We start from the raw sequence: 22,716 nt of genomic DNA, 5'->3' as shown, positions 1-22,716 counted from the left end.
GCGGTCATGAAAAAGGTCCTGATCACCGGCGCCCAGGGCTTCATCGGCAAGAACCTGGCGCTGCACCTGGCCGAGCGGCGAGACGTGGAAGTCCTGTCCTTCACGCGTGAGAACGCCCTGGAGGACCTGCCGGCCTTGCTGGACGGCGTGCACACTGTGTTCCACCTCGCCGGCATCAACCGCCCGCAGGATCCGCAGGAGTTCACCACCGGCAACGCCGACCTCACGCGCGCACTGTGCGCGGCCTTGCAGGCCCGCGCAGCGCGGGGCCTGTCGGCGCCAGCCGTCATCTACACCTCGTCCACCCAGGCCGCCAACGACAACCCCTACGGCCGCAGCAAGCGCGAGGCGGAGCAGGCCCTGTTCGACCTGCAACAGGCGAACGGCGTGCCGGTGCACGTGTTCCGTCTGCCCAACGTCTTCGGCAAGTGGTGCAAGCCGAACTACAACTCGGCGGTGGCCACGTTCTGCCACAACATCGCGCACGGCCTGCCCATCACCATCCATGACCCGGCCGCGCCGCTCACGCTGGTCTACGTAGACGACGTCATCGCGCGCTTTCTGCAGATCATGGATGGCGCCCTCGCCTCGGGGGACGCGCAAGGCCTGTCCACACTCACGCCGCAGTACAGCACCACCGTGGGCGATGTCGCGCGCCAGATCGAGGGCTTTCGAGCCGGCCGCGACACGCTGGTGACCGACCGTGTGGGGACGGGCCTCACGCGGGCGTTGTATTCCACCTACCTCAGCTACCTGCCACCGCAAGACTTCGCGTACGGGCTCACGCGACACGGCGACGCGCGCGGCGTGTTCGTCGAGATGCTCAAGACGCCCGACTGCGGCCAGTTCTCCTTCTTCACGGCGCACCCCGGCATCACGCGCGGCGGGCACTACCACCACACCAAGACGGAGAAGTTCCTGGTGATCCAGGGGCAAGCCTGCTTCCGCTTCCGTCACATGCTCACCGGCGAGACGCACGAGTTGCACACCCACGCCGAGCAACCGCAGGTGGTGGAGACCGTGCCAGGCTGGACGCACGACATCACCAATACCGGCGCGCAGGAGATGGTGGTCATGCTGTGGGCCAACGAGATCTTTGACCGCGAGCGGCCCGACACCTATGCCTGCCCCGTCTGAAGGAGGTTCCTTGAAGAAACTGAAGATCATGACGGTCGTGGGCACGCGGCCCGAGATCATCCGGCTCTCGCGCGTGATGGCGCGCCTGGACGAGCACTGCGAACACGTGATCGTCCACACCGGGCAGAACTACGACTACGAGCTCAACCAGATCTTCTTTGACGACCTGAGCATTCGCAAACCCGACCACTTCCTCGAAGCGGCGGGCGGAAGCGCGGCCGAAACCATTGGCAAGATCATCGCGTCCATGGACAGCGTGCTGCTGCAGGAAAGACCCGAGGCGCTGCTGGTGCTGGGTGATACGAACAGCTGTCTCTCGGTCATTCCGGCCAAGCGCCGCAAGATTCCCATCTTCCACATGGAGGCTGGCAACCGCTGCTTCGACATGCGTGTGCCCGAGGAGATCAACCGCCGCATCGTGGACCACACGGCGGACATCAACCTCACCTACAGCAGCATCGCGCGCGAGTACCTGCTGCGCGAGGGCCTGCCGCCGGACATGGTGATCAAGACGGGCAGCCCGATGGCGGAGGTGCTCGCGCACTACCGGCCACGCATCGACGCCTCTCAAGTGCTCGGCACGCTGGGCCTCGAAGAACACCGTTTCTTCGTCGTCAGCGCGCACCGCGAGGAAAACATCGACTCGGACGCCCACTTCGCCAGGCTGGCGAACGTGCTGAACCAGGTCGCCGAACAACACGGGCTGCCAGTGATCGTGTCGACGCATCCGCGTACGCAAAAGCGCGTTGACAGCCAGCAGATCGCTTTCCACCCGTTGGTGCGTTTGCTCAAGCCGCTGGGCTTTACCGACTACAACCAACTGCAGATCAAGGCGCGGGCCGTGCTGTCCGACAGCGGCACCATCAACGAGGAATCGTCTATCCTCAATTTCCCCGCACTCAACCTGCGCGAGGCGCATGAGCGCCCCGAGGGCATGGAGGAGGCCGCGGTGATGATGGTGGGACTCGATGCCGAGCGGGTGCTGCAGGGTCTGGCGATCCTGGCGTCGCAATCGCGGGGCGAGCGGCGCCTGCTGCGCCAGGTGGCCGACTACAGCATGCCCAACGTGTCGGACAAGGTCGTTCGCATCGTCCACAGCTACACGGACTACGTGAACCGCGTGATCTGGAAGAAATACTGATCCGGGCCTGCCTTGCGAATCCTGGTAGTCAGCCAATACTTTTGGCCCGAGAACTTCCGTATCAACGACCTCGTGCAGGAATGGACGGCGCGCGGCCACGCCGTCACCGTGCTCACCGGCAAGCCGAACTACCCGGCAGGGACCGTGTTCCCCGCCTACCGTGAGCAGCCGGAGCAGTTCAGCAGCTACCACGGCGCACGAATCGTGCGCGCGCCCATGCTGGCGCGCGCCCAGGGTTCCCTGCGGTTGATGCTGAACTACCTCAGCTACGTCGTCGGCGCCAGCCTGGCCGGCCCGTGGCGGCTGCGCGGCGAGGCATTCGACGCCATCTTCGTGTTCGAGCCTTCCCCGATCACCGTCGGGCTGCCCGCGATCCTGATGGGCCGCCTCAAGCGCGCGCCCGTCGTGTTCTGGGTGCTCGACCTGTGGCCCGAGACACTGGCCGCCATCGGGGTGGTGCGCTCACCGCGCTTGCTCGGGGGGGTAGGACGCCTGGTGTCCTTCATCTACAACCGCTGCACCCTGGTGCTTGGCCAGTCGCAAGGATTCAAGGCCAGCATCGCGAAGTACTGCAAGGACAACAGCAAGATCCGCTACTTCCCCAGTTGGTCGGAGCAAGTGTTCGCCGCGTCGGATGCGACCCCTGCACCGGAGGTGCTGCCGAAACCCGGCGTGTTCAACGTGCTGTTCGCCGGCAACATCGGCGAGGCGCAGGACTTGCCCGCGGTGCTGGAAGCGGCCACCCGGCTCAAGGACAATCCCGCCATTCGTTGGCTGATCGTGGGCGATGGACGCAAGTCGGACTGGCTGCAGGAAGAAGTGCGTCGCCGGGGCCTGCAAGAGCGCGTCCTGCTGCTCGGCCGCCACCCGGTCGAGCGCATGCCCTCGTTCTACGCCCAAGCCGACGCCCTGCTCGTTTCCCTGAAGAAGGATCCCGTGTTCAGCCTCACCATTCCCGGCAAGGTGCAGTCTTACCTTCAGTCCGGCATCCCCTTGCTGGGCATGCTCGACGGCGAGGGTGCGCAGGTCATTCGCGCGGCCCAGGCCGGTCTGGTGAGCGAGGCGGGCGACGCCGCCGGGCTGGCCAATGCCGTGCTCGCCATGGCCGCCATGACGCCCGAGACGCGCCGGGCCATGGGCCAACGCGGTCGCGTCTACGCTGCGCAGGAGTTCGATCGCGACACGCTGATGGATCGACTGGAGCAACTCATGGCCGAGGCCGTGCAGCTTCGGGCAGGCAAAACAACATGAGCGCCCTGCTGGTCACCGGCGCCAATGGCTTCGTGGGTTCGGCCGTGTGTCGTCACGCATTGGCCGCCGGACGGCCGGTGCGCGGCGCGGTGCGCACGCCCGGCAGCAACGACGCCCACGCGGTCACCGTTGGAGACCTGGACGGGCGCACGGATTGGACCGAGGCCCTGCGGGGCTGCCGCGCTGTCGTGCACGCCGCCGCCCGCGTGCACGTGATGAACGAATCGTCCGCGGACCCACTGAGCGAGTTCCGCCGCGTCAATGTGGAAGGCACCTTGAACCTGGCGCGGCAAGCGGCCGCGGCGGGTGTCCAGCGCTTCGTTTTCGTCAGTTCGATCAAGGTCAACGGCGAAGGCACCGGCGCGCGGCGCGCGTACACCGCCAGTGACGCGCCCGCGCCGCAGGACGCGTACGGCGTGTCGAAGGCCGAAGCCGAACAGGGCCTGCGCCGCATCGCCAGCGACACCGGCCTGGAAATGGTGGTCGTGCGCCCGCCGCTGGTCCATGGCCCCGGCGTGAAGGCCAACTTCCGCAGCCTGATGCTGGCCGTGGCGCGCGGCTGGCCCTTGCCCTTGGGGTCGGTTACCGGCAACCGCCGCAGCCTGGTCGGCCTGGACAACCTGGCGGACTTGCTGCTCACCTGCGTCGAGCACCAAGCCGCCGCCGGGCAGACCTTCCTGATCAGCGACGGCGAAGATCTCTCGACGGCAGACCTCCTGCGCCGCATGGGCCAGGCCTTGAATCGACCGGCCCGCCTGCTGCCCTGTCCGCCGTCGCTGCTGCAAATGGCGGCTACCGTCGTCGGCAAAGCGTCCATCGCCCAACGGCTGCTCGGCAACCTGCAGGTGGACATCACGCACACACGCGTCACTCTGGGCTGGACACCGCCGGTCGGCGTGGACGAAGGCCTGCGGCGCGCCGTGGGCGGACTGGACCTCCGATGAAGCGCCTGTTCGACCTGCTGCTCGCCCTGTTGGCGGGCCTCGTGCTGATCGTGCCCGTGCTGCTGGTGGCGCTGGCGGTGCGCCTCACCTCCCCCGGCCCCGCGCTGTACTGGAGCGACCGTGTCGGACGCCACAACCGCATCTTCAAGATGCCCAAATTCCGCAGCATGCGCGTGGACACGCCGGCCGTGGCCACCCACCTGCTGGACGACCCGAAACGCTGGCTCACGCCCATTGGCCCCTTCCTGCGCAAGAGCAGCCTGGACGAGCTGCCGCAACTCTGGAGCATCCTCAAGGGCGACATGAGCTTCGTCGGCCCCCGTCCGGCACTGTTCAACCAGGACGACCTCATTGCACTGCGAACCCAGGCCGGCGTGGACGCCCTGGTGCCAGGCCTTACCGGTTGGGCACAAATCAATGGCCGCGACGAACTGCCGATTCCGCAAAAGGTGGCGCTCGATATCGAGTATCTTCAGCGCCGCAGCCTGGCCTTTGACCTGCGCATCCTCTGGCTCACGGCCATGAAGGTGCTGCGGCGCGAAGGCGTGCAGCACTGACCTCAACAGAATTTCCCGGGGAGACATGATCGAATGAGCCAGCCAATACCGCTGGTCATCGTGGGGGCTGGCGGCCACGGCCGCAGCGTGCTCGAACTCGTTCGGCTGAGCGGTACCCATCAGGTGGTCGCTTTCCTGGACGATCAGCAGTCCCCCGGTACCGACATCATGGGCGTTCCTGTCTGGGGTTCGAGCACCCTCCTCAATGAACTTCCTGCGCGTGGCGTGCAGGCGGCTCACGTCGCGATCGGCAACAACCGCGCGCGCCAGGCCTTGTCCGAGCGGGTCCGCGCCGCCGGATTGACACTTATCACGCTGGTCCATCCACGCGCCTTCGTGTCGCCCACTGCCGTACTGGGCCCGGGCAGCGCCGTGATGGCCCTGGCGGCCATCGGCACCGAAGCCGTGCTGGGCGATGGCGCCATCGCCAACGTGGGCGCGGTGGTTGACCACCACGCGCAGGTGGGCGCCTACGGCCACCTCGGCACCAACACCACCATGGCCGGCGGTACCTGCATCGGTGCGCGCGCGTGGTTGCAGGCCGGTTCCGCCGTGGGGTATGGAGTGCGCCTATCCGACGATGAGATCCTGGGCCCTGGTGAGGGGCGCGCATGAATCCTCCTCCCCAGCTCGAGGCCACCCCGCTCGGCACCGACGACGGCCTCGCTAACGCCCTTCTGCACATCCCCCGCCCGGTGAAGCGCGCGCTCGCCGTGTCGGTGGACGTCACCCTGTGCGTGCTCGCCGTCTGGGTAGCGTTGTATCTGCGGCTCGAGGTCTGGTTGCGCCTGGAAATGCCCTACCTCTGGGCCGTCATCGGCTCGGTGCCCATCGCCATACCCCTCTTCGCCAGGTTCGGCCTGTACCGCGCCATCTTCCGCTACGCGGGCTGGAACGCCATGCTCAGCCTGGGCCAGGCCATGGCCTTGTACGGCTTGTTCTACGCCACGGTGTTCACCGCCATCAGCGTGCCCGGCGTACCGCGGTCCGTGGGCGTGATCCAGCCGCTGCTGCTGTTCATCTTCGTCGGCCTGAGCCGCTTGTTTGTGCGGGCGTGGCTCGGCGGCCTCTACCGCAAGCTGCTCGCGCGCAAGGAACTGCCCGGCGTGCTGATCTACGGCGCGGGTTCCGCCGGCCGCCAGCTCGCCGCCGCCCTGGCGCGCAGCGGCGAGCACCGCCTGCTCGGCTTCATCGACGACGACCCCGCGCTGCAAGGCAACAGCCTGGACGGACGCAACGTCTACCCCCCCACAGGCCTGCACGACCTGGTGCCTGCCATCGGCGCCACCGACGTGCTGCTGGCCCTGCCTTCTGCATCGCAGAAGCGCCGCCGCGAGATCCTCGAATCTCTGCGCCACCTGCCGCTGCACGTGCGCACGCTGCCGGGCATGTCGGACCTCGCCTCGGGCCGCGTCAACCTGAGCGACCTGCGCGAACTCGACATCGAGGACCTGCTCGGCCGCGAGGCCGTGACGCCGGACCTTGCACTGCTGGACAAACTCATCCGCGACCGCGTGGTGGCCGTGACGGGCGCGGGCGGCAGCATCGGCAGCGAACTGTGCCGCCAGATCGCAGCCCTCCAGCCTCACACTTTGCTGCTCATCGAGCAGAGTGAGTACGCGCTCTACGCCATCCACCAGGAGCTGTCGCGTCAACTCGATACCGATGGCATTGAGATCGTGCCTCTGCTCGCCTCCGTCCAGGACGAGGAGCGCATGCGCCAGATCCTCCAAGCGTGGCAACCCCACGCGCTGTACCACGCCGCGGCCTACAAGCACGTGCCGCTGGTGGAGCACAACGCCGTGCAAGGGCTGCGCAACAACGTGTGGGGCACCTGGGTCACGGCCCGCGCCGCGCTCGATGCCGGAGTGCGGCATATGGTGCTCATCAGCACCGACAAGGCCGTGCGCCCAACCAACATCATGGGCGCCAGCAAGCGCCTGGCCGAACTGGTGCTGCAGGCCCTGGCCGAGGCGCGGCAGGGCACCACCACGTTCAGCATGGTGCGCTTCGGCAACGTGCTGGGCTCCAGCGGCTCGGTCGTGCCGCTGTTTCGCCATCAGATCGCCGCAGGCGGCCCGGTGACGGTCACGCACCCGGACATCACGCGCTTCTTCATGACCATCCCCGAAGCAGCGCAGCTCGTCATCCAGGCCGGCGCCATGGCCGAGGGCGGTGACGTCTTCGTGCTCGACATGGGCGAGCCGGTGCGCATCATGGACCTGGCGCAGCGCATGATCGAGCTCTCGGGCCTGCAGCTGAAGAACGAGCAACAGCCCTGGGGCGACATCGAGATCCAGATCACCGGCCTGCGCCCCGGTGAAAAGCTCTACGAAGAGCTGCTGATCGGCGACAACCCCCTGCCCACCCGACACCCGCGCATCCTGCGCGCGCAGGAGGTGCGGCTGGCGCCTGACACGCTGCTGGGCTTGCTGGAACAACTGGAAGCCGCCATGCGGGCCAACGACGTCAACGCCATCCGCGCGTTGCTGCAGCACGCCGTGCACGGCTACCAGCCCTCCGGCGAGGTGGTTGACTGGCTGCACAGTGGCCCGCAGGATCCGGTCCCGGCCGCCCAAGCCTGACAGGGACGAAAAAAAAGCCACCTTTCGGTGGCTTTTGCAAGTCCTCGAGAGGACGTCGTTGGGAGACCTGATCAATTCGGGTGTCTCGGGCCTGGTTCAGCTATGCACCATGTGCATATGGTTGGCTCTGAAACGGTGTCGTGACAGCAACCCGGTGATTGTGTCGGGCCTCGCTGCCGGCCGACATCCCCAATCTGGGGGAAGTTCGGCCGCCTTGGCCCTCAGCCCGGCAGCGTGACCACGAACCGCGCACCCCCACCTGGACGATCTTCGCAGCGCACCGTGCCCTGGTGGCGCTCCACGATCGTGCGCACCAGCGACAGGCCCAGCCCGACGCCGCCCTCGCGCTCGCTGGCGCCCGGCAACCGGTAGAACGGCTCGAAGATGCGCTCGCGCAGTTCGGCTGGCACACCCGGGCCGTGGTCGTCCACCGACACCACGACCCGGCGTGCGTGACCGCTGCCCTGCACGGACAGGCTCAGCCGCACCTCGGCGTCGGCCTTGCCCGTCCCGCGCCCATAGCGGCGCGCGTTCTCCAGCAGGTTGCGCAGCACCCGGCGCAGCAGCCTGGCGTGACCGTGCACCACCACCGCGCCGGCTTGCGGCGCCACCTCCAGTTCGGCCTCGGCGCGCGCGCACTCCTCGGCGGCCAGGCCCAGCAGGTCCACTTCTTCCTCCGGGCCCAGCGCGGCCGGGTCGGACGGGTCGCTCAGGTCGAGCCGGCTGGCCAGCAGGATCTCGTCGATGAGCTGGTCGAGTTCGTCGATATTGCGCGCAATCTCGGTGCGTTGCGCCTGGTGCGCCGGGTCGTTGCCCACCAAGGCCAGCCCCATGCGGATGCGCGCCAGAGGCGAGCGCAACTCATGCGAGGCATTGGCCAGCAGCCGCTTGTGCGACTGCAGCAACGTCTGCACCCGCTCGGCCGCGACGTTGAAGCGCTCGGCCAGGAAGGCCACCTCGTCCTGCCCGTGCACCGACAGGCGGGTCGACAGATCGCCGGCGCCCCAGCGCTCCACGCCCTTCTGCAACGTCTCCAGTCGCTTGGTGAGGCGGCGCACGATGGGGTAGGCCCCCAGTGCCACCGCCAGCGCCACCAGGCCCAGCAACCACGCGAAACCGGCGGGCGTGAGCAGCCAGGCCGGCGCACGGCTGCCCGGGTTGGTGGGCGCCCCACGGTTGGAGAACGGCAGCATCACGTAGAGCTTGCTGCTGTCCTTCATGATCACCTCGAAGCGCCAGCCTTCGCCGGGAATGCGCTCGGCCCGCGCGGGCGCGTCGCCCAGCACGTCGCCGGCCGTGTTCTCCACGATGATGGTGCGCATCACGCGCGCTTCGCGTTCCTCGCGGTCCCGCTCCAGGGCCTGCTGCCACAACCAGCCCACCACCAGGGTGAGCACGGTCACGGCGGCCACCACCGCGAGCCAGATGCGCAGGTACAGGCGCTGACCAAAAAGTGACAGACTCATTCCTGCTGTTTCGCGAACACGTAGCCCACGCCGCGCACCGTGAGGATGCGCTTGGGATTCTTGCTGTCCGCCTCGATGGCGCCGCGAATGCGCCCGATGTGCACGTCGATCGAGCGGTCGAAGGCCTCCAGCTCGCGGCCGCGCACGGCCTCCATGATCTGGTCGCGCGTGAGCACGCGGCCCGCGCGCTCGGCCATGGCCACGAGCAGGTCGAACTGGTACGAGGTGAGTTCGGCCGGGTGGTCGGCCACGGTGACGGTGCGCGCGTCGCGGTCGATCTCCAGCGAGCCGAAGCGCATGACCGGCGTGGCGCGGCTGCCGCCATTGCCACCACCCTCGGCCCGGCGGCGCAGCACGGCGCGCACGCGGGCCAGCAGCTCGCGCGGCTCGAAGGGTTTGGGCAGGTAATCGTCGGCGCCGAGTTCCAGGCCGATGATGCGGTCCATCGGGTCTCCCTTGGCGGTGAGCATGAGCACCGGCACGCGGGCCTGCGACGTGCTGAGCGAGCGAATGCGGCGGCACACCTCGAGGCCGTCGATGCCCGGCAGCATCAGGTCCAGGATGACCAGTTCGGGCTGCACCAGCGGCAGTTGTTCCAGACCGCTTTCGCCGTCGCCGGCATGGGTCACCTCGAAGCCCGACTGCCCCAGATACTCCTGCACCATCTGGGCCAGGCGAGCGTCGTCCTCGATCATCAGCAGGTGGGCGGTCGTCATGCGATTCAGTGTAGCGGCGGGGCCGAGGCGGCCGATGCTGCACCCCAGGGATGAACCGGTCTTGCGCCCCACGTAAAGTAAGGTAAATGATGGTGCCCTTCATGTCCGCTGCCCGCTGACCTTCGCCGACTCCGCCATGCCCCTGTCCATGCCGACGCCCGCCGCTGACACCCTGGGCGCACTGCTTGCCCAGCACGCCCAGGTCCACCCCCGCCACACCGCCCTGCGCTGGGACGGCGAGGACCCACGCTGGCGGTCACTGGACTACGCCACGCTGGCTCTGCGCGCCCGGGCCCTGGCGCAGACCCTGCCTGTGGAGCGCGGGCTGCGCGTGGCCTGGCTGGGCTTCAACCACCCCGCGCAGATCGCACTGTTGTTCGCGCTGGCGCACCGTGGCGCCATGCTGGTGCCCTTGAACCACCGACTGGCCCCCGCCGAGTGGGCCAGCGTGCTCAACGACAGCGCGCCGGTGCTGTTGGTGCACGACGAGGCCTTCGCCGAGCCGGCGCGCGCGTTGGCTGCCGCGCACGGGATCGCGGCCCTGCCCGTGGACGCGCTGGACACTGGCGACGAGCTGCCCACCGAGCCTCCGGAAGGTTTCGCAGACAACTCGGGCGGCCCTGACGACCCGGTGCTGCTGGTCTATACCTCAGGCACCACCGGCCAGCCCAAGGGCGCCGTGCACACCCAGGCCAACCTGCTGGCCAACATGGCCATCGCCGCGCAGGTGCAGGAGATCACCGAGCAGGACACGGTGCTCACGGTGTTGCCGCTGTTCCATGTGGGTGGGCTGTGCATCCAGACCCTGCCGGCGCTCTCGCGCGGCGCCACGGTGTTGTTGCACCGCCGTTTCGACCCGGCCGCTGTGTTCGACGCCCTGGCCGAGTCGCGCCCCACGCTCACGCTGCAGGTGCCCGCTACCCTGCAGGCCCTGCTGCAGCACCCGCGCTGGGCGCGGGCCGACCTGAGCTGCCTGCGCGCGATCTGGGCCGGCTCCAGCCTGCTGCCGGCCGATCTGCTACGTGCCTGCCATGCGCGCGGCATCCCGGTGTGCAACGTTTATGGCAGCACGGAAACCGGGCCGTTCTCCATTGCCCTGGGCCCGGCCGAGGCCATGGAGCACGTGGGCTCTTGCGGCTGGCCCGCGCCGGGCGTCGAGGTTCGCCTCGCCGGCCCCGACGGCGAGCCTGTGGCGCGTGGCCGCGTGGGCGAGATCTGCGTGCGCGGCCCCAACGTGGTGGGCCTGTACTGGCCGGACATCGCCGCGCTCGACGCCGAGGGCTTCTTCCACAGCGGCGACCTGGCGCGTCAGGACAGCGACGGCAGCCACGTGGTGGTGGGCCGCGCCAAGGACATGATCATCTCCGGCGGCGAGAACATTTACCCAGCCGAGATCGAGCAACTGCTGGCCGAGCACCCCTGGGTGGCCGAGTGCGCGGTGGTGGGTCGCCCCGACGAGCGCTGGGGCGAGGCCTGCGTGGCCGTGGTGGTGCTGCGCGACAACGCTCCCGAGGACTGGCAGGGAGGCGTGTCCGCCGCCCTGGAGGGCCGCCTGGCGCGCTACAAGTGGCCGCGCCACTGGCACCGCGTGGACGCCCTGCCGCGCACCGCGCTGGGCAAGGTGGTCAAGCCGGCGATCCGGGCCTGGCTGGTGAGCCAGCGCTAGTGGCTGGCACGGCGGAGGACGGCACGGGCAGCCAGCGCGTGGCCAGCCAGATCAGCAACAACACCGGCACGCCCAGCAGGGCGGTGCCGACGAAGAACGGCGTGTAGCCGTAGCTGTCGACGAAGGCGCCCGAATAGCCCGCTACCCACTTGGGCGCCAGCAGCATCATCGAGCTGAACAGCGCGTACTGCGTGGCCGAGTAGCTCACGTTCGTGAGCCCGGAGAGAAAGGCGATAAACGCCGCCGACGCCACGCCCGCGCTCAGGTTGTCGGCCGAGATGACCATCATCAGCGCCGGCAGGCTGGCCGTGTGGCCCGCCAGCCAGGCGAACAGCAGGTTGCTGCCGGCCGAGAGCACCGCGCCCAGCATCAGCACGCGCATCACGCCCAGGCGCATGGACAGCGCGCCGCCGATGAAGGCGCCGAGCAGCGTCATGATCACGCCGTAGACCTTGCTGACCGCGGCCACCTGGTCCTTGGTGTAGCCCATGTCCACGTAGAACGGATTGGCCATGATGCCCATCACCACGTCGCTGATGCGGTAGACGCCGATGAGCGCCAGCACCAGCACCGCGTGCTTGCCGTAGCGGCGCAGGAAATCGGCGAAAGGCTCCACCAGCGCGGTGCGCAGCCATTCCTGGAAGTTGCGGGCGGGCGGCAGTTCCACGCGCGCGGGCTCGCGCGAGAACAGCACCGTGAGCACGCCCACCGCCATGCTCGCGGCCATTGCGAGGTAGGCCGTGCTCCAGGCGGCCTGCTGGTAGCCACCGCCCACCACCTCGGCGCGCGCGGCCAGCCACAGCACGCCCGCACCGGCCCAGATCATGGCCAGGCGATAGCCCGTCTGGTAGGTGGCGGCCAGCGCACCCTGGCGCTGCGTATCGGCCGATTCGATGCGGAAGGCGTCCAGCGCGATGTCCTGCGTGGCCGAGGCGAAAGCCACCACCAGGGCGCACCAGACCACCGCGTCCAGCCCGGCGCGCGGATCGACCAGCGCCATGCCCACCAGCCCGGCCACGATGCCCAGCTGCGACAGCAGCAGCCAACTGCGCCGGCGGCCCATGGCGCGCGTGAGCAGCGGAATCGGCAACCGGTCCACCAGCGGCGCCCAGCACCACTTGAAGCCGTAGGCCAGGCCCACCCAACTGAGGTAGCCGATGGTGGTGCGGTCGATGCCGGCTTCGCGCAGGCGAAAGCTCAGCGTGCCCAGCACCAGCAACAGCGGCAGGCCGGCCGAGAAACCCAGCGCGAACATGCGCAGGCTGGCCGGCTCGAGGTAGACGCGCAGCGTCTGCGCCCACGACAGGCGTTGATCGGCGGCGGGCGTGGGCTTGGTGGCGTCGGGCGGCATGCGATGGAAGGTGGAACGCCGTCACGCAAGGGCGCGCGGCTTTGCCTATTATTCGTCCATGTGCTTCCTCTGCGACCTCAAAACCCGTGACCCCGCCCCGACACGCCCCGAGCACGTGTGGTCGGCGCGCCGTGCTTTCGTGCTCGCTGCGGGAGCAGCAGCCGCCGTTCCCGCGCTCGCGCAAGTCGACGTGGGGTCGGGATCGGCGCTGCGCAACCTCGTGCCGGCCGAAGAGCTGGAAAAGGCGGCCAACCAGCAATACGACCAGATGATGGCCGAGGCCAAGGCCAAGGGTGCGTTGGTGGCCAGCGGCGACCCGCAGGTCCAGCGCCTGCGCAACATGGCGCGCCGCCTGATCCCGCACGCCACGCCCTGGAACAAGCGCGCCACGGGCTGGCAGTGGGAGGTCAACCTCATCCGCAGCGAGCAGATCAACGCCTTCTGCATGCCGGGCGGCAAGATCGCCTTCTACACCGGCATCCTCGAGAAGCTCAAGCTCAGCGACGACGAGGCCGCGATGATCATGGGCCACGAGATGGCACACGCCCTGCGCGAACACGCGCGTGCCCGCGTGGCCAAGACCAACGCCACGAGCATGGGCCTGTCGATCGCGGCGCAGCTCCTGGGCCTGGGCCAGCTGGGCGACGTGGCGGCCAACCTGGGCACGCAACTCCTGAGCCTGAAGTACAGCCGCGACGACGAGACCGAGGCCGACCTGGTGGGCCTGGAACTCGCGGCGCGTTCGGCCTACCAGCCGCGCGCGGCGGTCACGCTGTGGCAGAAGATGGCCGCGGCCGGCGGCGGCGCGGCGCCGGGGTTTCTGTCCACCCACCCGACGGGGCCGGATCGCATTCGGCAGTTGGAGGCCAATGTGCCGAAGGTACAGGGGTTGTACGAGCAGGCGCGCAAGGGTTGAGGCTCAGGCCCGCTCGCCCACGAACGGATTCGTCCGCCGCTCCAGTCCAATACTTCCCTCGGGTCCGTGCCCGGGGATGAACACCGTCTCGTCCCCCATCGGCCACAGCCGCTCGCGAATGCTCGCCAGCAATTCGGCGTGGTTACCGCCCGGAAAATCCGTGCGGCCGATGCTGCCCACGAACAACACATCGCCCACGAAGGCCCTCTGCGCCTCCTTCGAATGAAACACGACGTGCCCCGGCGTGTGGCCTGGGCAGTGGCGCACCGCGAGCTCGCAATGGCCGATGCGCACCGTGTCGCCGTCGTGCAGCCAGCGAGTCGGCGTGAAGGTCTCGGCGGGTGGGAAGCCGAACATCGCGCCTTGCTGGGGCAGGGCGTCGATCCAGAACTTGTCGCCTTCATGCGGGCCGGTGATAGGCAGCGACAGCCGCCGCGCGAGTTCGGCCGTGGCGCCGGCGTGGTCGATGTGCGCATGCGTGAGCCAGATGGCCTTGAGGCTCACCCCCAATGCCTTCACCTCGCCAAGCAGGCGCTCCAGGTCGCCACCCGGGTCGATGACCGCGGCCTCCATCGTCTCGTCGCACCAGACGATGGAGCAGTTCTGGGCGAAAGCGGTGACAGGAACGGTGCGGTAGCGCAGCATCGTCTCAGAGCTTGAAGTCATAGCCGATCGTGATCGGCGCGTGATCGGAGAAGCGCTGCTCCTTGAAGATCGATTCGGTGCGCGCCAGCGCGGCGATGGCCGGCGTGGCCAGGTGGTAGTCGAGCCGCCACCCCACGTTGTTCGCGTACGCCTGACCCCGGTTGCTCCACCACGTGTAGCAGGCGTCGGTGGTGTCGGGCTGGAGCTTGCGGTAGACGTCGATCAACCCGACGTCCTCGCCGAACAGGCGGGTCATCCACGCGCGCTCCTCGGGCAGGAAGCCGCTGTTCTTCTGGTTGCTGCGCCAGTTCTTCAGGTCGTTCTGGGTGTGCGCGATGTTCACGTCGCCGCAGAGGATGAATTCGCGCTGGGACTTGAGCGTCAGCAGGTGCGGGAAGAAGACCTCCAGGAACCGGTACTTGGACTCCTGCCGCTCCGGCCCCGACGAGCCACTGGGGAAGTACACGCTGATGATGGACAGCTTGCGCTTGGGCGTGTCGAAGCGCAGCTCTGTGTAGCGGCCCTCGTCGTCGAACTCGTGCGTGCCGAAGCCCGTGACGACCGCGCTGGGCTCGTGGCGCGAGAACACGGCTGTACCCGCGTAGCCCTTTTTTTGCGCGAAATGGAAGTGCCCGCGCATCCCGGCCAGTTCTTCGAAGCGACCGGCCACGTCGGCCGCCTGGGCCTTCACTTCCTGCATGCAAATACAATCCGGCGCACTTTTCGCCAGCCAGGCCTCGAGGCCTTTGGTGGTCGCCGAGCGGATGCCGTTGAGGTTGAGGCTGGTCAGATTGAACACGAGGAAATCCCCTATGGTGATGGCAGGCGCGGCGAGCGAGCCGCTGGCCCAGGCATTCGTGAAGTTCTGCGTCGAGGCCGGCGCGCTGAAGTTCGGCGAGTTCAAGACCAAGGCCGGTCGCCTCTCCCCCTACTTCTTCAACGCGGGCCTGTTCGATGACGGCACCAAGCTCGGCCGGCTGGCGGAATTCTATGCACGCGCGCTGCTCGAGAGCGGCACCGCCTTCGACATGATCTTCGGCCCGGCCTACAAGGGCATTCCGCTGGGCGCGGCCGTGGCCATCGAACTCGCCCGACTGGGCCGCAACGTGCCCTTCGCCTACAACCGCAAGGAAGCCAAGGACCACGGCGAGGGCGGCACCTTGGTGGGGGCGCCGCTCAAGGGGCGGGTGCTGATCGTCGACGACGTGATGAGCGCAGGCACCGCCGCGCGCGAGTCAATCGCGCTGATCCGCGCAGCCGGTGCCACGCCAAGCGCCGTGGCCATTGCGCTGGACCGGCAGGAAAAGGCCACCGAAGTCGGCCCGGACGGCACGATCCGCGACGTGGATCACAGTGCGGTGCAGTACGTGCAGCAGCAGCTGGGTCTGCAGGTCTGCTCGATTGCGAGGCTCGATGATTTGCTGCAGTATCTGTCCGCCCAGGCCGGCAACGACGTCGCGGCGCACCGCGAGCGCGTGCTGGCCTACCGCTCGCGCTACGGCGTGAACTGAGCCGCACGAAATCCGTCCCATCCGCCATGAAGCATCCACCACCGCCGATCCACACGCCTCGCCACCTCGGGCTGGCCTGCGCTGCGGTGCTGATGCTGGCACCGGCGCTGAACGCCCAGGCACAGGCCCAGAAAGGTGGCGGCAACGCCCAGTCCATCTACACCTGCACCGACAGCAAGGGCCGACGCATCACCTCCGACCGCCCCATCGTCGACTGCCTCGACCGCGAGCAGCAGCGCCTGGGCCGCACCGGCACCGTGCGGGAGGTGATTCCGCCCAGCTACACCCGCGAAGAGCGCGAGAAGGTGGAGGCCAAGCGGCGCGCCGAGCAGGAAGAGCAGGCCCGAATCCAGGAAGAACGCCGGCGCGAGCGCGCGCTGCTGATCCGCTACCCGAACCAGGCGGTGCACGACAAGGAGCGCCAGGACGCGCTGGCGCAGATCGACGACGTGATTGCGGCGGTGCACAAACGCGAGGCGGCGCTGGTCGAGCAGCGCAAAGGCATCGCGCAGGAACTGGAGTTCTATCAGGGCGACCTCACCAAGGCCCCGCTGTGGTTGCGCCGCAAGGTCGAGGACAACGACAAGCAGATGGACGTGCAGAAGCGCTTTCTGGCCGACCAGACCCAGGAGAAGCAGCGCGTGAACGCGCGCTTCGACGAAGAACTGGCCAAGCTCAAGCAGCTCTGGGCCAACACGGCCGCCCAGAGTCGCTGAGCCACCCCGGGCTCAACCCAGTTTCTTGCGCAGCAGGTCGTTCACCTGTTGCGGGTTGGCCTTGCCCTTGCTGGCCTTCATGGCCTGGCCCACCAGGGCGTTGAAGGCCTTGTCCTTACCGGCGCGGAACTGGGCCACCATGTCGGCGTTGGCGGCCATCACCTCGTCGATGATTTTCTCGATGGCGCCGCTGTCGCTGACCTGCTTCAGGCCCTTGGCCTCGATGACGGTGTCGACCTGGACGCGCGCATCCATCACCTGCCCGTCCAGGCCTTCGCCGCTCCACAGTGCGTCCATCACCTGCCTGGCGGCGTTGTTGGACACCGTGCCATCGGCGATGCGCGTGAGCAGCGCGGCCAGTTGCCCCGCATTCACCGGCACTTCGGCAACGTCGCGCTCCTCGTTGTTGAGCCGGCGCGAGACCTCGCCCATCACCCAGTTGCTGGCCATCTTGGCCTGGCCACTGGCCTGGGCTGTGGCCTCGAAGTAAGCCGCCATGGCCGGGCTCTGCGTGAGCGTGGTGGCGTCGTACTCGGGAAGGCTGTACTGCTGCACGAAGCGCTCGGCCATGGCGCGCGGCAGCTCGGGCATGGCCGCCTTCACCTCTTCCACCCACTCACGCGCCACCACCAGCGGCGGCAGGTCCGGGTCGGGGAAGTAGCGGTAGTCGGCCGCGTCTTCCTTGGTGCGCATGGCACGCGTCTCGCCGGTGTCGGGGTCGAACAGCACCGTGGCCTGCTGGATGGCGTGACCATCCTCGATCTGCTCGATCTGCCAGCGCACCTCGTAGTCGATGGCCTGCTGCATGAACTTGAAGGAGTTCAGGTTCTTGATCTCGCGCCGCGTGCCGAGCGGCGCGCCCGGCTTGCGCACCGAGACGTTGGCGTCGCAGCGGAAGGAGCCTTCCTGCATGTTTCCGTCGCAGATGCCGATCCAGGTGACGATCTTGTGCAGCTCCTTGGCGTAGGCCACGGCCTCGGCGCTGGAGCGGATGTCGGGTTCGGTCACGATCTCCAGCAACGGCGTGCCCGCGCGGTTGAGGTCGATGCCGCTCTGGCCGATGAAGTCCTCGTGCAGGCTCTTGCCCGCGTCTTCTTCGAGGTGCGCGCGCACGAGGCGCACGGTCTTCTTTTCGTCGCCAAGGAAGAAACTCACCGAGCCGCCCTGCACCACCGGGATCTCGTACTGGCTGATCTGGTAGCCCTTGGGCAGGTCGGGGTAGAAGTAGTTCTTGCGCGCGAAGACGCTCTTCTCGGCGATGTGCGCGCCCACGGCCAGGCCCAGGCGGATGGCGCAGGCCACGGCCTCGCGGTTCATCACGGGCAGGGTGCCGGGCAGCGCGAGGTCCACCGCGCAAGCCTGGGTGTTGGGCTCGGCACCAAAAGCGGTGGCCGCGCGGCTGAAGATCTTGGATTGGGTAGCGAGCTGGGTGTGCGTCTCGAAGCCGATGACGACTTCGTAGCCTTGCACCAGCAGAGAGGCGGTTGGCTTGCTCATGTCAGAACCCCGCGGGAGCACGGGTGTGCCAGTCGGTGGCCTGCTGGAAGGCGTGCGCGGCCTGCAGCAGTTCGGCTTCTTTCAGGTAGTTGCCCATCAGCTGCAGGCCCACGGGCAGGCCCTGGCCCGCGCCAGACCCGCCAAAGCCGGCCGGCACGCTCATGCCGGGCAGACCGGCCAGGCTGCCCGGCAGCGTGAAGATGTCGGCCAGGTAGTTGGCGACCGGGTCGTCGGCCTTCTCGCCAATGGCCCAGGCCACCGTGGGCGCGGCCGGACCGGCGATCAGGTCGCACTGCGCGAAGGCCTGCTGGAAGTCCTGCGCGATCAGGCGACGGATCTGCTGGGCCTTGAGGTAGTAGGCGTCGTAGTAGCCGTGGCTCAGCACGTAGGTCCCGATCATGATGCGCCGCTGCACCTCTGGGCCGAAGGCCTCGCTGCGCGACTTTTTGTACATATCCAGCAGATCGTCGTATTTGGCGGCACGATGACCGAATTTCACGCCATCGAAGCGACTCAGGTTCGAACTCGCCTCGGCCGGGGCAATGATGTAGTAGACGGGGATGGCGAGTTCCGTGCGCGGCAGCGACACCTCCACCAGCGTGGCGCCCAGCTTCTCGTATTCCGTCAGCGCGGCGCGCACGGGCGCCAGCACGTCGGCGGCCACGCCCTCGCCGAAGAACTCCTTCGGCAGGCCGATGCGCAGGCCCTTGAGCGGCTGCGCGGCGGTGGCGCCCTCGCGGCCCTCACCCCAGGTCTTGCCCAGCAGCCGCCCGTAGTCCTCGGCCGGGTGGTCCAGGCTGGTGGAGTCGCGGTCGATGTCCGGCCCGGCCATGGCGGTGAGCAAGGTGGCGCAGTCGGCCGCGCTGCGGGCCATGGCGCCGGCCTGGTCCAGGCTGGAGGCGAAGGCGACCATGCCATAGCGCGAGCATCGGCCGTAGGTGGGTTTGATGCCGGTGACACCGCAGAAGCTCGCGGGCTGGCGGATGGAGCCGCCGGTGTCGGTGCCGGTGGCGGCGGGCAGCAGGCGCGCGGCCACGGCCACGGCCGTGCCGCCCGATGACCCGCCGGGCACGCGCGTGGTGTCCCAGGGGTTGTGGGCCGGCCCGTAGGCCGAGTTCTGGTTGCTGCCGCCCATGGCGAACTCGTCGCAGTTGAGCTTGCCCAGGCTCACGGCACCGGCCTGCGCCAGCTTCGTCACCACGGTGGCGTCGAACGGGCTCTGATAGCCTTCGAGCATCTTCGAACCCGCAGTGCTGGGGAAATCGCGCGTGACGAAGATGTCCTTGTGCGCGATGGGCACGCCCAGCAGCGGTGTGCGCTCGCCAGCGGCGAGACGCTCATCGGCCGCGCGGGCCTGGGCCAGCGAGGCTTCCTCGTTGAACGACAGATAAGCCCCCAGCGCCTGGTGCTGCTTCGCACGCGCCAGCAGGTGCTGCGTGGCCTCGGCGCTGCTGGTCTTCTTGTCGGCGATGGCCTGCGCGAGCTCGGCCACACCCATCTCGTGGAGCGCCTTCATTCGATCACCTTCGGCACGAGGAACAAACCGCGCTCCACGGCCGGGGCGCTCTTCTGGTTGGCCTCGCGGGCGTTCGGCTCGCTCACCACGTCGGGGCGCAGGCGCAGGGCAACGTCCTCCATCACGGCCGTGGGGTGGGCCAGTGGCTCCACGCCGGTGGTGTCCACCGCGTTCATGCGCTCGACGATGTCGAAGAAACCATTGAGCTGCGCGAGCATCCGCTCGCTGTGCTCGGCGTCGAGTTCGAGGCGCGCCAGGTTGGCGATGCGCCCGATGTCTTGAAGGGTCAGGGACATGGTGCTGGGGTGAAAGGGCTCGCGCCACGGGTGCGGCGCGGGCCTGCAACCGGATGCAAAACGGCGCGTTTGCGGGGCAAACCGCCCTGTTTTCGTGCGGTTGTACACAGGGGTTCGGGTATTATCCAGCGTTCGGCGAAAGCGCCCTTTTGGCCCGGTTTTCGTCACCGAATCAATCACTTAGCCCCCGATGCCCGGCCCGATCTTCGGCCCCACCCCCGGCTGCACGCGCTCGCGTGAGCGCACGCATTCCACAGGATTCACCCACCATGTTTGAAGCGTTCCGTCGGAGTTTCTCGACCGACCTGGCCATCGACCTCGGCACCGCCAACACCCTCATCTACGTCCGCAACAAGGGCATCGTGCTCGACGAGCCCTCGGTCGTGTCCATCCGCCACGAAGGCGGTCCGCAGGGCAAGAAGACCATCCAGGCCGTGGGCCGCGAAGCCAAGGCCATGCTCGGCAAGGTGCCCGGCAACATCGAGGCCATCCGCCCGATGAAGGATGGCGTGATCGCCGACTTCACCGTCACCGAGCAGATGCTCAAGCAGTTCATCAAGATGGTGCACCCGCGCTCGATGTTCAAGCCGAGCCCGCGCATCATCATCTGCGTGCCCTGCGGCTCCACCCAGGTGGAGCGCCGCGCCATCCGCGAATCGGCCCTGGGCGCCGGCGCCAGCGAGGTCTACCTGATCGAGGAACCCATGGCCGCGGCCATCGGCGCCGGCCTGCCGGTGTCGGATGCGTCGGGCTCCATGGTGGTCGACATCGGCGGCGGCACCACCGAGGTGGGCGTCATCAGCCTGGGCGGCATGGTCTACAAGGGCAGCGTGCGCGTCGGCGGCGACAAGTTCGACGACGCCATCATTGCCTACATCCGCCGCAACTACGGCATGCTGATCGGCGAGCCCACGGCCGAGGCGATCAAGAAGGAAATCGGCTCCGCCTTCCCGGGTTCGGAAGTGCGCGAGATGGAGGTCAAGGGCCGCAACCTTTCCGAGGGCGTGCCGCGCAGCTTCACCATCAGCTCCAACGAGGTGCTGGAAGCGCTCACCGAGCCGCTCAACCAGATCGTCAGCGCGGTGAAGAACGCGCTGGAGCAGACCCCGCCCGAACTGGGCGCCGACATCGCCGAGCGCGGCATGATGCTCACCGGTGGCGGCGCGCTGCTGCGCGACCTCGACCGCCTGCTGGCCGAAGAAACCGGCCTGCCCGTGCTGGTGGCCGAAGAGCCCCTCACCTGCGTGGTGCGCGGCTGCGGCATGGCCCTGGAGCGCATGGAGCGCCTGGGCACGATCTTCACCAGCGAATAAGGGCCGCGTTCCGCGCGGCGAGCCACCATGCCACTGGGCACGCTGGACCGCACCCCACCGCCGTTCTTCAAGCAGGGCCCCTCGGCCCTGTCCAAGCTCGTGGTGTTCAGCGCCATCGCGCTGTTCCTCATGGTGGCCGACCTGCGCTTTCGGGTGACGCAACCCGTGCGCGCAGCGCTGGCCACGGTGCTGTACCCGGTGCAATGGGCCGTGCTGCAACCGGTGTTGCTGGTGGGCGCCGCCGGCGGTTACGTCAGCTCGCTGCACACCGCACAACAGAACGAAGCCGACGCCGCGCGGCGCCTGGCCGACCAGGCGGTGCGCAGCCTGCAGGTGGAGCAACTGCTCGACGAGAACCAGCGCCTGCGCCAGCTGCTGTCGATGCGCGAGCGCACCACCTCGCAGGCCATCGGCGCCCAGGTCGTCTACGACGCCGCCGACCCGTACTCCCGTCGCGTGGTCATCGACCGCGGCCAGACACACGGTGTGCAGGCCGGCGCGCCGGTGATCGACGAATCGGGCGTACTGGGCCAGGTCACGCGCGTGTACCCGCTGATCGCCGAGGTCAGCCTGCTGGTGGACCGCGACCAGGCCATTCCCGTGCTTGACGTGCGCTCCGGCGTGCGCAGCGTGGCCTATGGCGAACCCGCCAGCGACGGCGACGGCCTGGCGCTGCGCTACACCCTGGCCGAGACCGACATCCGCGAAGGCGACCTGCTCACCACCAGCGGCGTGGACGCGGTCTATCCGCCGGGCCTGCCGGTGGCGCGGGTGACGGTGGTGGAACGCCAGAGCGGCTCGTCCTTCATGCGCATTCGCGCCGAACCCCTGGCCCGCATGGACGGCGCGCTGCACGTGCTGGTGCTGGAGCCCGCAGGCGCCCCGCCGCCCGAACCACCCACCGCCGCACCTGCGCCCGCGCCCGCAGCGGGCAAGGTCGGAGGCAAGGGGAGAACGCCATGATCATGCGCCCCGGCCAGCAGCTGCTGCTGCCCGCCAACACCGTCTTCATCTGGTTCAGCCTGCTTGTCGCGCTGGCGCTGAACATGCTGATGAACATGGGCCTGTTCGGCCGCGCCGCCTGGGTGCCCGACCTGCTCGCCCTCACGCTGGTGTTCTGGTGCGTGCATCAGCCGCTGCGCATCGGTGTGGGCACGGCCTTCTTCTTCGGCCTGGCCATGGACGTGCACCAGGGCTCCCTGCTCGGCCAGCACGCGCTGGCCTACACCGTCATGGCCTTCGGCGCCGTGGCCATGCACCGGCGCCTGCTGTGGTTCCCGGTGCTGCAGCAGTCGCTTCAGGTGCTGCCGTTGTTCGTGGTGGCGCATCTGCTGGGCATGGTGGTGCGCCTGCTCGGCGGCGGCAGCTTCCCGGGCTGGCCCTACTTCCTTTCGCCATTGATCGAGGCCATGCTGTGGCCCGTGGTGACGGTGATGCTGCTGGCCCCGCAGCGCCGCGCCCCCGATCCGGACGACAACCGACCGATATAGAT

Annotated in this window: 22 protein-coding genes; 14 read left to right on the top strand and 8 right to left on the bottom strand. The window is 68.4% G+C overall.

Translation table 11 applies throughout. From position 1 onward, the window contains the following. Positions 1-6: 6 nt before the first annotated feature. The 7 genes from wbjC to BN948_RS10415 are packed head-to-tail and all read left to right on the top strand — an operon-like array spanning position 7 to position 7,615. Positions 7-1,137, top strand: coding sequence for a UDP-2-acetamido-2,6-beta-L-arabino-hexul-4-ose reductase (gene wbjC, locus BN948_RS10445; RefSeq protein WP_009519370.1), 1,131 nt, complete (start codon positions 7-9; stop codon positions 1,135-1,137). A gap of 10 nt (positions 1,138-1,147) precedes the next feature. Then, complete coding sequence (gene wecB / locus BN948_RS10440) at positions 1,148-2,278, top strand: non-hydrolyzing UDP-N-acetylglucosamine 2-epimerase (RefSeq protein WP_009519371.1); 1,131 nt, start codon at positions 1,148-1,150, stop codon at positions 2,276-2,278. Positions 2,279-2,290: 12 nt separating this feature from the next. Then, positions 2,291-3,529 carry a glycosyltransferase family 4 protein gene (locus BN948_RS10435; RefSeq protein WP_009519372.1) on the top strand — a complete coding sequence of 413 codons (1,239 nt, stop codon included), beginning with the start codon at positions 2,291-2,293 and terminating at the stop codon, positions 3,527-3,529. Continuing rightward, complete coding sequence (locus tag BN948_RS10430) at positions 3,526-4,473, top strand: UDP-glucose 4-epimerase family protein (protein ID WP_009519373.1); 948 nt, start codon at positions 3,526-3,528, stop codon at positions 4,471-4,473. Before BN948_RS10435 ends, BN948_RS10430 begins: the two co-directional genes overlap by 4 nt. Continuing rightward, positions 4,470-5,030 carry a sugar transferase gene (locus tag BN948_RS10425; RefSeq protein WP_009519374.1) on the top strand — a complete coding sequence of 187 codons (561 nt, stop codon included), beginning with the start codon at positions 4,470-4,472 and terminating at the stop codon, positions 5,028-5,030. The genes BN948_RS10430 and BN948_RS10425 overlap by 4 nt, the downstream gene beginning before the upstream one ends. Before the next feature lie 33 nt (positions 5,031-5,063). Next, the gene (locus BN948_RS10420) at positions 5,064-5,645 is read left to right on the top strand and encodes a PglD-related sugar-binding protein (RefSeq protein WP_009519376.1); all 582 of its coding nucleotides are present in this window, start codon (positions 5,064-5,066) and stop codon (positions 5,643-5,645) included. Continuing rightward, positions 5,642-7,615, top strand: coding sequence for a polysaccharide biosynthesis protein (locus tag BN948_RS10415; RefSeq protein WP_009519377.1), 1,974 nt, complete (start codon positions 5,642-5,644; stop codon positions 7,613-7,615). The genes BN948_RS10420 and BN948_RS10415 overlap by 4 nt, the downstream gene beginning before the upstream one ends. A gap of 221 nt (positions 7,616-7,836) precedes the next feature. Here BN948_RS10415 and BN948_RS10410 read toward each other — a convergent pair whose 3' ends face one another. Both BN948_RS10410 and BN948_RS10405 read right to left on the bottom strand, forming a co-directional pair. Continuing rightward, positions 7,837-9,081 carry a HAMP domain-containing sensor histidine kinase gene (locus BN948_RS10410; protein WP_009519378.1) on the bottom strand — a complete coding sequence of 415 codons (1,245 nt, stop codon included), beginning with the start codon at positions 9,079-9,081 and terminating at the stop codon, positions 7,837-7,839. Beyond that, positions 9,078-9,797, bottom strand: a complete 720-nt coding sequence (locus tag BN948_RS10405) for a response regulator transcription factor (RefSeq protein WP_009519379.1) — start codon at positions 9,795-9,797, stop codon at positions 9,078-9,080. The genes BN948_RS10410 and BN948_RS10405 overlap by 4 nt, the downstream gene beginning before the upstream one ends. Positions 9,798-9,933: 136 nt before the next feature. On the opposite strand from BN948_RS10405, the gene BN948_RS10400 reads away from it, so the two are divergent. Further along, the gene (locus BN948_RS10400; RefSeq protein ID WP_009519380.1) at positions 9,934-11,463 is read left to right on the top strand and encodes a class I adenylate-forming enzyme family protein; all 1,530 of its coding nucleotides are present in this window, start codon (positions 9,934-9,936) and stop codon (positions 11,461-11,463) included. Here BN948_RS10400 and BN948_RS10395 read toward each other — a convergent pair. After that, positions 11,423-12,814 (bottom strand): AmpG family muropeptide MFS transporter, encoded by a 1,392-nt coding sequence (locus BN948_RS10395; RefSeq protein ID WP_009519381.1) that lies wholly within the window; start codon positions 12,812-12,814, stop codon positions 11,423-11,425. The genes BN948_RS10400 and BN948_RS10395 overlap by 41 nt on opposite strands. Before the next feature lie 58 nt (positions 12,815-12,872). Here BN948_RS10395 and BN948_RS10390 point away from each other — a divergent pair, with 58 nt between their 5' ends. Beyond that, complete coding sequence (locus BN948_RS10390) at positions 12,873-13,730, top strand: M48 family metallopeptidase (RefSeq protein WP_009519382.1); 858 nt, start codon at positions 12,873-12,875, stop codon at positions 13,728-13,730. Between the two features lie 3 nt (positions 13,731-13,733). Here the strand turns inward: BN948_RS10390 and BN948_RS10385 are convergent, their stop codons facing one another. Further along, positions 13,734-14,375 carry an MBL fold metallo-hydrolase gene (locus tag BN948_RS10385; protein ID WP_009519383.1) on the bottom strand — a complete coding sequence of 214 codons (642 nt, stop codon included), beginning with the start codon at positions 14,373-14,375 and terminating at the stop codon, positions 13,734-13,736. A 4-nt stretch (positions 14,376-14,379) separates the two neighbouring features. Continuing rightward, entirely contained in the window at positions 14,380-15,174 is a 795-nt protein-coding gene (locus tag BN948_RS10380) for an exodeoxyribonuclease III (RefSeq protein ID WP_009519385.1), read from the bottom strand. 13 nt (positions 15,175-15,187) lie between these two features. Between BN948_RS10380 and pyrE the strand changes: the two genes are divergently transcribed. Together pyrE and BN948_RS10370 are read left to right on the top strand one after the other, a co-directional pair. Continuing rightward, the gene (gene pyrE / locus BN948_RS10375; RefSeq protein WP_009519386.1) at positions 15,188-15,886 is read left to right on the top strand and encodes an orotate phosphoribosyltransferase; all 699 of its coding nucleotides are present in this window, start codon (positions 15,188-15,190) and stop codon (positions 15,884-15,886) included. Between the two features lie 26 nt (positions 15,887-15,912). After that, positions 15,913-16,602: a DUF4124 domain-containing protein gene (locus tag BN948_RS10370; protein ID WP_009519387.1), complete on the top strand. Its 690-nt coding sequence runs from the start codon at positions 15,913-15,915 to the stop codon at positions 16,600-16,602. Between the two features lie 12 nt (positions 16,603-16,614). On the opposite strand, the gene gatB is transcribed toward BN948_RS10370, so the two are convergent. The 3 genes from gatB to gatC are packed head-to-tail and all read right to left on the bottom strand — an operon-like array spanning position 16,615 to position 19,911. Next, positions 16,615-18,099, bottom strand: coding sequence for an Asp-tRNA(Asn)/Glu-tRNA(Gln) amidotransferase subunit GatB (gene gatB, locus BN948_RS10365; RefSeq protein ID WP_009519389.1), 1,485 nt, complete (start codon positions 18,097-18,099; stop codon positions 16,615-16,617). Position 18,100: 1 nt separating this feature from the next. Beyond that, positions 18,101-19,615, bottom strand: coding sequence for an Asp-tRNA(Asn)/Glu-tRNA(Gln) amidotransferase subunit GatA (gatA, locus tag BN948_RS10360; RefSeq protein WP_009519390.1), 1,515 nt, complete (start codon positions 19,613-19,615; stop codon positions 18,101-18,103). Beyond that, positions 19,612-19,911 carry an Asp-tRNA(Asn)/Glu-tRNA(Gln) amidotransferase subunit GatC gene (gatC, locus tag BN948_RS10355; RefSeq protein WP_009519391.1) on the bottom strand — a complete coding sequence of 100 codons (300 nt, stop codon included), beginning with the start codon at positions 19,909-19,911 and terminating at the stop codon, positions 19,612-19,614. Before gatC ends, gatA begins: the two co-directional genes overlap by 4 nt. 269 nt (positions 19,912-20,180) lie before the next feature. Here gatC and BN948_RS10350 point away from each other — a divergent pair, with 269 nt between their 5' ends. From BN948_RS10350 to mreD, 3 genes are read left to right on the top strand one after another with little or no spacing between them, the layout of a single operon-like run. Beyond that, positions 20,181-21,224 carry a rod shape-determining protein gene (locus BN948_RS10350; RefSeq protein ID WP_009519392.1) on the top strand — a complete coding sequence of 348 codons (1,044 nt, stop codon included), beginning with the start codon at positions 20,181-20,183 and terminating at the stop codon, positions 21,222-21,224. 27 nt (positions 21,225-21,251) lie between these two features. Further along, the gene (gene mreC, locus BN948_RS10345) at positions 21,252-22,187 is read left to right on the top strand and encodes a rod shape-determining protein MreC (RefSeq protein ID WP_009519393.1); all 936 of its coding nucleotides are present in this window, start codon (positions 21,252-21,254) and stop codon (positions 22,185-22,187) included. Further along, positions 22,184-22,714, top strand: a complete 531-nt coding sequence (mreD, locus tag BN948_RS10340) for a rod shape-determining protein MreD (protein ID WP_009519394.1) — start codon at positions 22,184-22,186, stop codon at positions 22,712-22,714. The genes mreC and mreD overlap by 4 nt, the downstream gene beginning before the upstream one ends. Positions 22,715-22,716: the final 2 nt, after the last annotated feature.

The organism is Hydrogenophaga intermedia, from assembly GCF_000723405.1.
GTDB lineage: Bacteria > Pseudomonadota > Gammaproteobacteria > Burkholderiales > Burkholderiaceae_C > Hydrogenophaga > Hydrogenophaga intermedia.
Note: the sequence above shows the minus strand (reverse complement) of the source record. Positions and strands in the feature narration are given on the sequence as shown.